Source organism: Nocardia bovistercoris, from assembly GCF_015674855.1.
Lineage (GTDB): Bacteria > Actinomycetota > Actinomycetes > Mycobacteriales > Mycobacteriaceae > Nocardia > Nocardia bovistercoris.
The window spans coordinates 206,943-218,651 of the sequence record NZ_JADMLG010000012.1 but is presented as its reverse complement, the minus strand read 5'-3'; the positions used below and the strand labels follow the sequence as shown (position 1 = coordinate 218,651).

General features: G+C 69.5%; 13 protein-coding genes. 5 read left to right on the top strand and 8 right to left on the bottom strand.

All coding sequences use genetic code 11. The features are described from left to right. Window positions 1-138: 138 nt before the first annotated feature. Both IT779_RS26685 and IT779_RS26680 read right to left on the bottom strand, forming a co-directional pair. Window positions 139-639 (bottom strand): FxsA family protein, encoded by a 501-nt coding sequence (locus IT779_RS26685; protein ID WP_196152173.1) that lies wholly within the window; start codon window positions 637-639, stop codon window positions 139-141. A gap of 94 nt (window positions 640-733) precedes the next feature. Further along, window positions 734-1,393: a response regulator gene (locus tag IT779_RS26680; RefSeq protein WP_196152172.1), complete on the bottom strand. Its 660-nt coding sequence runs from the start codon at window positions 1,391-1,393 to the stop codon at window positions 734-736. Window positions 1,394-1,721: 328 nt separating this feature from the next. Here IT779_RS26680 and IT779_RS26675 point away from each other — a divergent pair, with 328 nt between their 5' ends. Then, a complete protein-coding gene (locus tag IT779_RS26675) occupies window positions 1,722-2,567 on the top strand; it encodes a DUF4132 domain-containing protein (RefSeq protein WP_196152171.1) in 846 nt (281 codons plus the stop codon). Between the two features lie 11 nt (window positions 2,568-2,578). Here the strand turns inward: IT779_RS26675 and IT779_RS26670 are convergent, their stop codons facing one another. Continuing rightward, entirely contained in the window at window positions 2,579-3,751 is a 1,173-nt protein-coding gene (locus IT779_RS26670) for a sensor histidine kinase (protein ID WP_332838975.1), read from the bottom strand. A gap of 77 nt (window positions 3,752-3,828) precedes the next feature. Between IT779_RS26670 and IT779_RS26665 the strand changes: the two genes are divergently transcribed. Next, window positions 3,829-4,596, top strand: coding sequence for a sulfite exporter TauE/SafE family protein (locus IT779_RS26665; protein ID WP_196152169.1), 768 nt, complete (start codon window positions 3,829-3,831; stop codon window positions 4,594-4,596). A gap of 4 nt (window positions 4,597-4,600) precedes the next feature. Here the strand turns inward: IT779_RS26665 and IT779_RS26660 are convergent, their stop codons facing one another. Continuing rightward, on the bottom strand, window positions 4,601-5,236 hold the full coding sequence (locus IT779_RS26660; RefSeq protein ID WP_332838974.1) for a TetR/AcrR family transcriptional regulator: 636 nt from the start codon (window positions 5,234-5,236) through the stop codon (window positions 4,601-4,603). A 102-nt stretch (window positions 5,237-5,338) separates the two neighbouring features. Between IT779_RS26660 and IT779_RS26655 the strand changes: the two genes are divergently transcribed. Both IT779_RS26655 and IT779_RS26650 read left to right on the top strand, forming a co-directional pair. After that, the gene (locus tag IT779_RS26655; RefSeq protein WP_196152167.1) at window positions 5,339-6,880 is read left to right on the top strand and encodes a TldD/PmbA family protein; all 1,542 of its coding nucleotides are present in this window, start codon (window positions 5,339-5,341) and stop codon (window positions 6,878-6,880) included. Next, window positions 6,877-8,283, top strand: a complete 1,407-nt coding sequence (locus tag IT779_RS26650) for a metallopeptidase TldD-related protein (RefSeq protein ID WP_408637797.1) — start codon at window positions 6,877-6,879, stop codon at window positions 8,281-8,283. Before IT779_RS26655 ends, IT779_RS26650 begins: the two co-directional genes overlap by 4 nt. Before the next feature lie 19 nt (window positions 8,284-8,302). Here the strand turns inward: IT779_RS26650 and IT779_RS26645 are convergent, their stop codons facing one another. The 3 genes from IT779_RS26645 to IT779_RS26635 all read right to left on the bottom strand — a co-directional run bounded on the left by IT779_RS26645 (window position 8,303) and on the right by IT779_RS26635 (window position 9,951). After that, window positions 8,303-8,818: a DUF4333 domain-containing protein gene (locus IT779_RS26645; RefSeq protein ID WP_196152166.1), complete on the bottom strand. Its 516-nt coding sequence runs from the start codon at window positions 8,816-8,818 to the stop codon at window positions 8,303-8,305. A gap of 166 nt (window positions 8,819-8,984) precedes the next feature. Further along, window positions 8,985-9,368, bottom strand: coding sequence for a PPOX class F420-dependent oxidoreductase (locus IT779_RS26640; RefSeq protein WP_196152165.1), 384 nt, complete (start codon window positions 9,366-9,368; stop codon window positions 8,985-8,987). Between the two features lie 34 nt (window positions 9,369-9,402). Continuing rightward, complete coding sequence (locus IT779_RS26635) at window positions 9,403-9,951, bottom strand: PadR family transcriptional regulator (RefSeq protein WP_196152164.1); 549 nt, start codon at window positions 9,949-9,951, stop codon at window positions 9,403-9,405. 115 nt (window positions 9,952-10,066) lie between these two features. On the opposite strand from IT779_RS26635, the gene IT779_RS26630 reads away from it, so the two are divergent. Next, the gene (locus IT779_RS26630) at window positions 10,067-10,798 is read left to right on the top strand and encodes a VOC family protein (RefSeq protein WP_196152163.1); all 732 of its coding nucleotides are present in this window, start codon (window positions 10,067-10,069) and stop codon (window positions 10,796-10,798) included. A gap of 80 nt (window positions 10,799-10,878) precedes the next feature. On the opposite strand, the gene map is transcribed toward IT779_RS26630, so the two are convergent. Continuing rightward, window positions 10,879-11,649: a type I methionyl aminopeptidase gene (gene map, locus IT779_RS26625; protein WP_196152162.1), complete on the bottom strand. Its 771-nt coding sequence runs from the start codon at window positions 11,647-11,649 to the stop codon at window positions 10,879-10,881. Window positions 11,650-11,709 lie beyond the last annotated feature (60 nt).

Below are 11,709 nucleotides of genomic sequence, written 5' to 3'. Positions count from 1 at the left end.
TGGTTTCCGCGGCAGCGTCGCAACGATCCGTCGACACCGGCGTACCAGCGGACCGGTCGCCCACGATGAGACGCCGCGAGCGACCCGTGCGCGCGGGCCGAGATCGTCCGATACGTGGCCGAGGTCTCGGCGGCGAGCTCAGGCCGATCCGATGGCCCGGCGTCCGGCGCCGTGACCGTCGTCATACCACTGGCGCACCACGACTCCGTCGACGACCTCGCCGCCGTCGATCACCTCACCACCGTCGATGACGATCCCGCGGTAGGGCCGGGCGGCGGTGTACTTCGCGAGGCGGCGCGCGGCGAGTGCGGTGACCAGCGGCCGGATCAGCACGCGGGTCGGGGGCAGCAGCATCAGCAGGCCGAGCACGCCGGTGACGAGTCCAGGGATGAACATGAGGAATCCGCCCACCGCGACCAGCGCGCCGTCGGCGACCGCTTTGCCCGGATCGACTCGTCCGCGCGTGACCTCGCGGAACTCTTCGAAGACCTTGCGCCCCTGCGATCCGATCAGCAGCACACCCGCCGCCGAACTCGCGATCAGCAACAGGATCGCGGCGACCGCGCCCAACAACTGACCGACCGCGAACAGCGCGGCGATCTCGACGACCACGTACAGCACGAACAGCAGGGCGGGCATGGCGTTCCTTCCGGACGATCTACTCGTTCCAACGCGCGCGTGTCCGATTTTTCTCCCGTCCCGGCCTGATAGCTTGCTGAGATCGCGCCGGGTCTCAGCCGCCGGGTCGCACGAGTCCGGTCTCGTAGGCGAGCACCACCGCCTGCACCCGGTCGCGCAGACCGAGTTTGGTGAGCACCCGGCCCACATGGGTCTTCACCGTGGCTTCCGACAGATACAGCTGTTCGGCGATCTCGGCGTTGGACCGGCCCGCCGCGATGTGTTCGAGGACTTCGCGTTCCCGCGCGGTGAGCACGTCGAGGACGCGCGGGTCGCGCATGCCGCCCGGATCCTCGGCGATGAGCCGGTCGAGCAGGCGCTTGGTGACCTTGGGCGAGACGACCGCGTCACCGGCGGCCACGCTGCGGATGGCCGAGACGAGGTCCTCGGGCGGGGTGTCCTTGAGCAGGAATCCGCCCGCGCCGGCCCGCAGCGCGCCGAGCGCGTGTTCGTCGAGGTCGAAGGTGGTCATGACGAGGACCTTGCAGCCGAGGCCCGCGTCGATGATCTGTCCGGTCGCGGTGACGCCGTCGACCACCGGCATCCGCACGTCCATCAGCACCACGTCGGGCCGGAGTTCCTTGGCTCTGGTCACCGCGGCGGCGCCGTTGTCCGCCTCGCCGATCACCTCGATGTCCGGGTGCGCGCCGAGGACCATTTTCAGTCCCATGCGCATGAGTTCCTGGTCGTCGACGACGAGAACGGAGATCGGCACCTCCCCAATCTATCGGCCGCGCGCGGCCCGCCACCGAGGTGCGCGGAATGGTTACCGTGTTCGATTGCCGCGACCGGAATTTCGATTGTCCGAGCGGTTTCGCACCGCGAGGCACTCCCCGCACACGTGTCGGCGTCTCGCGTTATCCTTCTCGGTTGGATTCAGCCGAAGCCGGGGGGACAACGTGTCCTATTGGGAAGCTCACACACACCTGTATGCCCATGCACGAATGGTCATCGCGATCGACCCGTCACGCGGTCGCGACCGTTTGCGACGTGCCGCTGATTCCATTGTCGCGCAACGAATTCGAAGAAGGATGCGGAGCCTGGTGCACGATCCGGTGACCGATCGGCACGCCGCGCCCGGATCGCACGTCCTCGCGAGCTCGCCCGTGTGGGCCGTCTCGGCGATCACGTCGGCGCCCGGCCCGAATTCCGTCCCGAACGAACCGGGCACGCCGAATGACGAATCGGCCCGCGCGACGACGGAATTGGAGGCCGCGATGGCGTCCGCGCATATCTGGAGCGCGAAAGAATTCCGAACGGAAATACTCGCCGACCCGGTGCGCCACGCGGTGGCCCGGCGATTGGTGTGGGTGCGACTCGATCGACGGGGACGGCCGACCGGTTCCTTCCGTCCCTGCCCGGACGGCGGCGCACACGACCTCCGCGGTCTACCGGCGAGCGTCGACGGTCCGCGCATCGCGGTGGCGCATCCACTGCACCTCGGCGCGGACATCCCGCACTGGGCGCGAAACCTCGCCGCCGACGGCCTCACCCAACCCTTCGACCAACTCCACCGCGCGATCTACCGACTCGCCCCCGACGAGGCGGAGTCGACCGCGCTGGCCCGCTTCGCCGACCGCATGGTCGCCACCGCCGCGCTGCTGCGGCTCGAGGATTCCGGCTGGCGACGCAGCGCGCCCGCCGACGGCGGCATGCACGACTACCTGTTCCGCCCGGTCGGCGCCGACCTGCAGGTGCTGATCGTGCTCGACGACGGCATCGACGCCACCGATCCGCTGCTGATCCCGGAGCAGGTGCTCGCCGCGGTCGAACTCACCGCCCGCCCGGCGCGCAGTTGGATGCACCGATGCGGCGACACCAGATTCGCGGTGCTCGACCCGATCACCGCCAGCGAGATCCTGCGCGATCTGGAGACCCTGCTCGACTGATCGGCGGCGGTTCACTCCACCGACTCGATGCTCAACGGAATGGTGGCGAGCACATGCCAGGCGCCGTCGTGGCGGCGGCCCGCGGACAGGGTCCCGCCGAGCACCGCGACGCGTTCGCGCATGCCGACCAGTCCGAGTCCGCTGCCTCGAATCGGGCCCGCGGGCACCGTGACCGGCACGCCGCCGCTGTCGGTGACCTCGACCAGCACATCGGTCACGCGCCGCTGCACCCGCACCCACGCCTTCGGATGCGCGCCCGCGTGGCGCAGCGTATTGGTCAGCGACTCCTGGACGATGCGGTGCACGCCGAGGCTGACCTCGGGTGCGATGGTGTCGAGTTCCCCGGTCAGTTCGAGTTCCACCGCGAGTCCGGTGCCGCGCATCATCTCCACCACCCTCGCGAGTCCGGCGGTGCCGTGCTGGGGCAGTTGGTCGGGCGCGTGTTCGGTGCGCAGCAGCGCGACCGTGCGGCGCAATTCGCGCAAAGCCTCCCGACCGGTGCTCGCGATGGTGTGGACGGCCTGTTCGGCGGCGTCGGGATCGCGCCGCAGCGCGTAGCCCGCGCCGTCGGCCTGCACGATGATGACGCTCACCGCGTGCGCGACCACATCGTGCAGTTCGCGGGCGATGCGGGTGCGTTCCAGCGCGACCGCCTCGTGGGTCCGACGTTCCCGGTCGTAGTCGGCCACCGCGAGGCGCGCGGCCACCTCGGCGTCGTAGGCGTGGCGCGCCCCGTTGAATTCGGCGAGGGTCCAGCACAGCGCGTAGAACAGCGCGCCGAAGGCGACCGTGGACAACACCGGCTGATCCAGCAGCGTCACCGACAGCGCGGAGTCGACGGCGAGTCCCAGTGCCAGCAGCAGGCCCTCGACCCGCCCGACGTAGGCGACCAGGGTGTAGAGCATGATGCCGAGCGCGAGCAGCGCCGGATGTATCGAGTGGTCGCCGAGCAGGTGGTTGACCAGTGTGGTGGTGATCGCGAACAGGAGCAGCAGCGCCGCCATGGCGCGCGGATAGGCGCGCCGGAAGGCGACGGGGAGCGGCAGGAGTCCGCCGATGACCAGGTAGACGACCTTTTCGTCGCTGTCGGCGAGTCCGGTCATGTCGAGCAGCAGCAAGCCGAACGCCAGCATGGAATCGGCTACGAGAGGCTTGCCGCGAAGCCACAGACTGAACCGGCGCACGACCATCAGACTAGGTCGGCGCGCCCGCGCCGGGTCCGCTCGGCACACCGACGGTCGAGCTCTGGTTGGCTGGAACGGTGGATCTCGCAGACTGGATGGTGCTCTTGGCGGCCGCGACCGCCGCGGGCTGGGTCGACGCGGTGGTCGGCGGCGGCGGACTGATCATCCTGCCGACCTTGTTGCTCACCGCGCCGACGATCTCGCCGCAGACCGCGCTCGGCACCAACAAGATGGCCGCGGTCGCGGGCACCGCCGCCGCGGTGGCGACCTTCTCGCGCAAGGTCCCGATCCAGTGGCGAATCCTGCTGCCCGCGGCCGGGATCGCGGCCTGCGCCGCGGCGGTGGGCGCGGCCGCGGTCTCGCTGATCGACCGGGAGTTGTTCATTCCCATCGTCATGGCGGTGCTGCTCGGCGTCGCGATCTTCGTGACGCTGCGGCCCTCGGTCGGCGTCACGATGGCCACCCATCCGCCGACCCGCCGCAAGGTGATCCTGGTGGTCGCGATCGCGGCGGGCCTGATCGGCCTCTACGACGGCCTGCTCGGACCGGGTACCGGCACCTTCCTGATCATCGCCTTCGCCACCCTGCTCGGCACCGAATTCGTGCGCGCGGCGGCCATGGCGAAGGTCGTCAACTGCGGATCCAATCTCGGCGCTCTCGCCTATTTCGGACTCACCGGCCACATCATGTTCGCACTCGGCGCGGGGATGGCGGTGGCCAATATCGCGGGCGCGGTGGTCGGTTCGCACATGGCCGTGCGCAGGGGCGCCGAATTCGTGCGCGTCGTGCTGTTGGTCGTTGTGGTCGCGATGGTGATCCGGCTCGGCTGGCAGCAGTTCGCTTGAGCGTTCAGGCGCGCGGCGCGGCGAGCCACGGCTGCAGGACCCGCGAGGTGGTCTCGTGGATTCTGCGTTGCAGCCGTTCGCCGTCGTCGGTTCCCGAAACCGGTTGCTGGAACAGCACCGTGAGCGCGCCGGAGACCGCGCCTACCACCGCACCGACCAGCGCCGCCGCACCGACCTCGTCGAATTCGTCGGGGAAGGCCACGTGCAACTGCCTGCCGATCTCGCGCTGGGCCACCAGCTGCGCGTGCGCGGCCCGCCCGCTCACCGCGGGCACGGTGCGCGAGACCCGCGCCCGCACCGCCGCGATCCTGGCGTGCAGATCATCGACGAGGTGGTCGCCGGGGTTGTCGCCGGCCGCCCGCAGCGCGCGCAGCAACACCTCGACCGGACGCTCCCCCGCCCGCCTGCTCGCCATGGCCGCGACGGCCGCGCGCACCCGGTCGTCGGGTTCGGGGAACAGCAGTTCTTCCTTGCTCGCGAAGTAGTTGAAGAAGGTGCGTGTGCCCACCTCGGCGGCGGCCGCGATATCGGCCACCGTCGTCTCCTCGTAACCTCTGTGCTCGAACAACTCGACGGCGGCCTCGAGCAAGGCACGGCGGGTACGTTCCCGTTTGCGGTCGCGGAGCGCGGATGGCGGCACGCGGGCACAGTACGGCATCGACCGCCACCGGCGCGGTAACCACGGGTTTCGCGCGCGCCGTGGCCGACTGCGCACCGGCAGGCGTGACGGTAGCGTGGCAGGGTGACCACTCCGACCACACGGGAATCGCGGGCGCGTATCGACGCCGAATTCCTCGCCCTGCCATTGGGTCCGCTCGCCGAGGCCGCGCTCACCGCGGCCGCGGCCGCGGGCGCCGAACACGCCGACGTGCGGGTGCACCGGCTGGTGACCCAGTCGATCCGAGTGCGCGACGGTGTGGTCGAATCCATCGCCGACTCCACCGATCTCGGTTTCGCGGTGCGCGTGATCGTGGACGGCACCTGGGGTTTCGCCTCGCATCCCGCGCTCACCGCGCAGACCGCGGTCGAGGTGGCGCGCCGCGCGGTGACGGTCGCGACCACGCTGCGCGCGCTCAATCGCGAACGCGTCACCCTGGCCGATGAGCCGGTGTACGCGGATGCGCGCTGGTCATCGGCCCACGAGGTCGACCCGTTCACGGTGCCGACCTCCGACAAGGTCGCGCTGCTCCAGGACTATTCGCAGCGCCTGTCGGCCTCCGACGGCGTCGACCACGTGAGCGCGTCGGTGCTCCAGGTCAAGGAACAGACCTTCTACGCCGACACCGCGGGCTCGCGCATCACCCAGCAGCGGGTCCGCGTGCATCCGCAGCTCGAGGCGACCACCGTGGATTCCGCGGCGGGCGTGTTCGAGTCCATGCGCACGCTGGCCGCACCCGCCGCGCGCGGCTGGGAGTACGTGACCGGCGCCGACGGAATCTGGGACTGGGACACCGAACTCGCCCGCATCCCGGAGTGGCTCGCCGAGAAGGTGAAGGCGCCGAGCGTCACCCCTGGCCCCACCGACCTGGTGATCGACCCGACCAACCTGTGGCTGACCATCCACGAATCCATCGGCCACGCCACCGAATACGACCGCGCCATCGGCTACGAATCCGCCTACGCCGGAACCTCGTTCGCCACCCCCGACCTGCTCGGCACGCTGCGCTACGGCACCCCGATCATGCATGTCACCGGCGACCGCACCGAAACGCACGGCCTGGCCACCATCGGCTACGACGACGAAGGCGTTGCGGGCCAGCGCTGGGATCTGGTGCGCGAGGGCACCCTGGTCGGCTACCAACTCGACCGGGTCTTCGCGCCCCGCCTCGGACTCGACCGCTCCAACGGCTGCTCCTACGCCGACTCCCCGCATCACGTCCCGATCCAGCGGATGGCGAACGTGTCGCTGCGTCCGGATCCCGATCGCGACACCAGCACCGAGGAATTGATCTCGCGGGTCGAGGACGGCCTCTACATCGTCGGCGACCGGTCCTGGTCGATCGACATGCAGCGCTACAACTTCCAGTTCACCGGCCAGCGCTTCTTCCGCATCCGCGACGGCAAGCTCGACGGCCAGGTGCGCGATGTCGCCTACCAGGCCACCACCACGGATTTCTGGGGCGCGATGGAGGCGGTGGGCGGTCCGTCCACCTGGTATCTGGGCGGCGCGTTCAACTGCGGCAAGGCCCAGCCGGGGCAAGCCGCCGCGGTCAGTCACGGCTGCCCGTCGATCCTGGTGCGCGGGGTCAATGTGCTCAACACACGGACGGAGGCGGGGCAGTGACGGAATTCGCACCGGGGGCGACGGAATTGCCGCACGCGAGCGAGGTCGTGGAACGCGCGCTCGCGCTGTCCAAGGCCGACGAGGCGATCGTGATCGTCTCCGACGGCTCGGAGGCGACGCTGCGCTGGGCCGGTAATTCGATGACCACCAACGGGTCGTCGACCTTCCGCGAGTGGTCGGTCGTTTCGGTGTTCCGCGACGGACCCCGCAGCGCGCGGGTCGGCAGCATCCGCTCGACCAGCGTCGACCCCGCCGACATCGAGGCCGTCGTGCGGGCGAGCGAGGCGGCCGCGCGCGGCGCCGAACCCGCGAAAGACGCCATGCCGCTGCTGGAAACGCCGGGCGAGGCCGCCGACTGGTCCGATGACCCGGCGCGCACCGGGGTCGAGATCTTCACCGGAGCCGCCCGCGACCTCGCCGCCGGTTTCGACGGCGCCGACCGGCTCTACGGATTCGCCGAGCACCGGCTCGTCACCACCTGGCTCGGCGCCTCCACCGGCATCCGCCGCCGGTTCGTGCAGCCCACCGGGTCGGTGGAGATCAACGGCAAACGCGGCGCGGGCGCCGACCTGGCCAGCGCGTGGGTCGGGGTCGGCACCGTCGACTTCGCCGATGTCGACGTGGCGGCGCTGCTCGCCGACCTGTCGCGGCGACTCGACTGGGCAGGCAAGCGATTCGAGTTGCCCGCCGGACGCTACGAGACGCTCATGCCGCCGTCGACCGTCGCGGACATGATGATCTACCTGGCCTGGTCCATGGAGGGCAGGGGCGCGCACGAAGGGCACACGGCCTTCGCGCGCGCGGGCGGCACCAGGGTCGGCGAGCGGCTCACCGACATCCCGCTGACCCTCTACTCCGATCCCGCCGCCCCCGGACTCGAGTACCGCCCGTTCGTGGCCACGAGCACGTCCTCGGAGGCGGTGTCGGTCTTCGACAACGGCCTGTCGGCCGAACGCGTCGACTGGCTGAGCGAGGGCGTCGTGCGATCGCTGGTCTATCCGCGCGCCACCGCGGCCGAATACGACGCGCCGGTGGCGATTCCGGGGGAGAATCTGCTGCTCACCGGCGGTTCGGAAGCCACGATCGACGAGATGATCGCCCGCACCGAACGCGGCCTGCTGCTCACCACCCTCTGGTACATCCGCGAGGTCGACCCGGCGTCGCTGCTGCTCACCGGACTCACCCGCGACGGGGTGTACCTGGTCGAGGACGGCGCGGTGGTCGGCGCGGTGAACAACTTCCGCTTCAACGAGAGCCCGCTCGACCTGCTGCGGCGGGCCACCGAGGCGGGCGCCACCGAGATCACGCTGCCCAGGGAGTGGAAGGACTGGTTCACCAGGACGGCCATGCCGCCGTTGCGGATTCCCGATTTCCACATGTCCTCGGTGAGCCGAGCGACCTAGCGGACGGGGGCGGGCCGCCTCAGTGCGGCCTGCTCACCTCGTAGGTGCCGTCGCGATCGGTGACGGTCACGGTGACGGTCTTGCGCAGGCCGTCGACCCTGGCCGTGCAGTCGAAGACGACGCCGATCTCGACCGGTTGCTCGCCGGGGCATTTCACCTCGCGCACATCCGCGACTCCGTAGGACTCGCCGAGCACCCGCACCACGCCGCGCTGCACCGCGAGCGGGTCGAGGTGGTCGACCACGGCGGTGTCGACCACGATGGGCGGCGCCTCGGTGAGCGGCGCGGCCGCCGGTATCGTCGCGGGCGATTGGGCCGCCGCGGGTTTGGGCGCTTGCGGCGCCGATTCCCGGATGTTGACCACGACGAGTCCCGCGATCACACCGGCGATCGCGATCACGAACGCGGCGACGACACCGGCGATGATCACCGGAACCCACCCGTTCGCGGTGTATTCCGATTCAGGCCCGCGCGCCGAATTATCGGCGACCGGATACGGACGAGAGGTGTTCGGTGGTCGTGTCGGTACCGTCATCACGTTCCTCCCCCCGGGGCAGGGCCGAAATATGAGGTCCGCCACTGGACTACCCCGGTGCGCGACGAGGATATCGGAGCCGCCGCACTCTTCGTCCCACACTCCCCCGAATCACTGTCGCCGACGGCGGAATTCTGTGCCGAACGACGATCGCGCCCGCGGTCGGTCAAGACTTCGGGGTGATTTCGATACCGATCGTTCCCGCTTTTCCCCTGCGCAGATTGCTGCCGATGATGGTCAGCGGGCCGAGGATGAAGTACTTGCGCTTCAACAATTTCCGCACCTTCTCGGTGCCATCGGCGTCCAGGATCACCCCCGTGCCATCGACCACCTCGCCGCTGGTCTTGCCGCGCACGTCGCAGGGCTGCACGGTGACCGCGGGATTGCGCCGCAGCCGCTTCACCTTCCAGCTGTCGGTGACGGTCCAGACGTAGAGTTTGTCGCCGTCGGCCACGGCCCACAGCGGTGTCCCGACCGGTGTGCCGTCCTTGCGGAACGTGGTGAGAAATACATAGTTCGCGTCGCCGAGGGCGCCGAGCGTATTGGCCATACGGCGAGCCTATCGCCGCGCGAGGGTGGCGCGCTCAGTCCGACATCGGATATTCGCCCGCCTCCAGCCGATCCAGCACCCGCCCGGTCCACGCGGACAGATTGTCGAAAACCCCGCTCCACAGTTCGAGCAGGTCGGTGGCGTGCGGCTGTTCGTAGCGGCCGGGGAATTCCGGGATCATGGCGGTGAGTTGGTCGCGCGTCGCGGCGCTGTTGCGGCGCTGCTCGCGCAATTTCGCCACCACGTGCGCCCGCGGCAGCGCGTCCATGAAGGCGATGCCTGCCCCGAGTTCCTCCATATCGATGCTGACCAGCGCGCGATCCATGAGCGCGCGGAATTCCGCCTCCCCCGCGTCGGTGAGCGCGAACAGCGTGCGGCCCGGGCCTTTATCGCTGCTCTCGGTGCCCTGCGCGCGCAACTTGCCCTCGGCGGCGAGCTGTTTGAGCGCGTGATAGATCGAGCCGGGTTTGACATTGGTCCAGGTCTCGGCCCGCCAGGACAGCAGTTCGGCGCGCACCGCGTAACCGTGCGCAGGCTGGCGCCTGCGGATCACGCCGAGCACGAGCAGCCGCACCGCCGACATCCCTCACCCTCTCGTCCGTAGTCGGAACCCTACGGTACTCAAATTTGACTTCCGCGAATCCGCAGCCCTAACCTCGAGTAGTCAAATTTGAATAGCAAGATCCGGGAGGAACTCCATGGGCGATTCACCCGTGCCGGTGCTCTGGACCACCGCACCCGACACCGCGCTCGACTTCTATCGCACCCTCGGCTACACCGTCACCCACGAACAGACCACGCCCTACGTCTATCTCGCCTTCGAACGCAACGGCTGCCCGATCCACATCACCGAAGCCCCCCACTCTCTGCCCGCGCCCGTGGAACACGTCGCCGCCCTCGTCATGGTCGAAGACGTCGCCGCCGCACACCGAGAATTCAGCACCGCGCTGCGCACCCTGCACGGCCGCGTCACCACCGAAGGCCACCCCCGAATCACCCGCTTCCGCACCGGCCAGAGCCGTTTCAGCCTGGTGGACCCCGACGGCAACGAGTTGGTGTTCATCCAGCCCGACATCCCGGAGAACGTCGAATACGGCGGCGCCTCGGAACTCGACGACCTCGCCCGCGTCCTCGACAACGCCCGCATCCTGCGCGACTTCAAGAACGACGACAAAGCCGCCGCCCGCGTCCTCGAGGTCGGCCTCGGGCGCTTCGCCCTGCTCGCGAGCCCCACCGAACGCGGCCTCGCCCTGGCCATGCTCGCCGAACTCGCCGTCGCCACCGACGACCTCGACGGCGCGCAACGCTACCGTGCCCGCATCACGGAACTGGAGCTCGACGAAGCGGGCCGCGCGAAGGTGGACGAGGAACTGCGCGCGGGCATCGCACTCCAGGAATGGCTGCGCCCCGTGGCCGAACCACGCGAATAGTTCCACACCGCAAGGCCACGCGATCGAGTACCGGGACACCGGGCGGTGTGGGCCGAGAGCTTCGACCACCCGGCCGAGCTCTATCGGGCCGGGACGGTGAGTACACGCGGGCCGTCGGCGGTGACGGCGATGGTGTGCTCGGAATGGGCCGTGCGGGAGCCGTCGGCGGAGCGGATGGTCCACCCGTCCTGGTCGGTGTAGATGCGGTCGGTGGTCCGGCAGAACCACGGTTCGATGGCGAGGGTGAGGCCGGGGCGCAGGATCATCCCGCGTCCCTTGCGGCCCACATTGGGGACGTGCGGGTCCTCGTGCATGGTCCGGCCGAGTCCGTGTCCGCCGAATTCGGTGTTCACCGGATAGCCGTCGGCGCGGGCGACCTCGCCGACGGCCGCGGAGATATCGCCGATCCTGTTGCCCGGCAAGGCGACCGCGATCGCGGCGGCCAGCGCCCGTTCGGTGGCGCGCACCAGGCGAACGTCTTCGGCGTCGGCGGTCCCGACGATGACGGTGGTCGCCGCGTCGGCCACCCACCCGTCGATGCCGACCGCGAGATCGATCGAGAGCACATCACCGTCGCACAGCGCGTAGTCGAACGGAAGCCCGTGCAGGACAGCGTCGTTCACCGAGAGGCAGACAGTGTTGCGGAAGGGACCGCGGCCGAACGATGGCGCGTAATCCCAGTAGCACGACTGCGCGCCGCGCTCGGAGATACGTTCGCGCACATGCGCTTCCAGCTCGAGCAGATTCACCCCCACCCGTGCGCGGACACGCAGGTCGGCGAGCACGTCGGCGACGAACGCGCCGGTCACCCCCATGCGCTCGATCTCCTCGGGCGTTTTCAATTCGACCACGACGACCTCCACTCGGTATTTTAATACCGAGCCTAGCGCCTTGCGGTATTTAAATACCAC

Excerpts from the sequence above, each read along its gene's own strand:
- IT779_RS26630 (WP_196152163.1), top strand. The coding sequence starts at position 10,067 with ATGGGCGATTCACCCGTGCCGGTGCTCTGGACCACCGCACCCGACACC.
- IT779_RS26645 (WP_196152166.1), bottom strand. The coding sequence starts at position 8,818 with ATGACGGTACCGACACGACCACCGAACACCTCTCGTCCGTATCCGGTC.
- IT779_RS26640 (WP_196152165.1), bottom strand. The coding sequence starts at position 9,368 with ATGGCCAATACGCTCGGCGCCCTCGGCGACGCGAACTATGTATTTCTC.
- IT779_RS26635 (WP_196152164.1), bottom strand. The coding sequence starts at position 9,951 with ATGTCGGCGGTGCGGCTGCTCGTGCTCGGCGTGATCCGCAGGCGCCAG.
- IT779_RS26685 (WP_196152173.1), bottom strand. The coding sequence starts at position 639 with ATGCCCGCCCTGCTGTTCGTGCTGTACGTGGTCGTCGAGATCGCCGCG.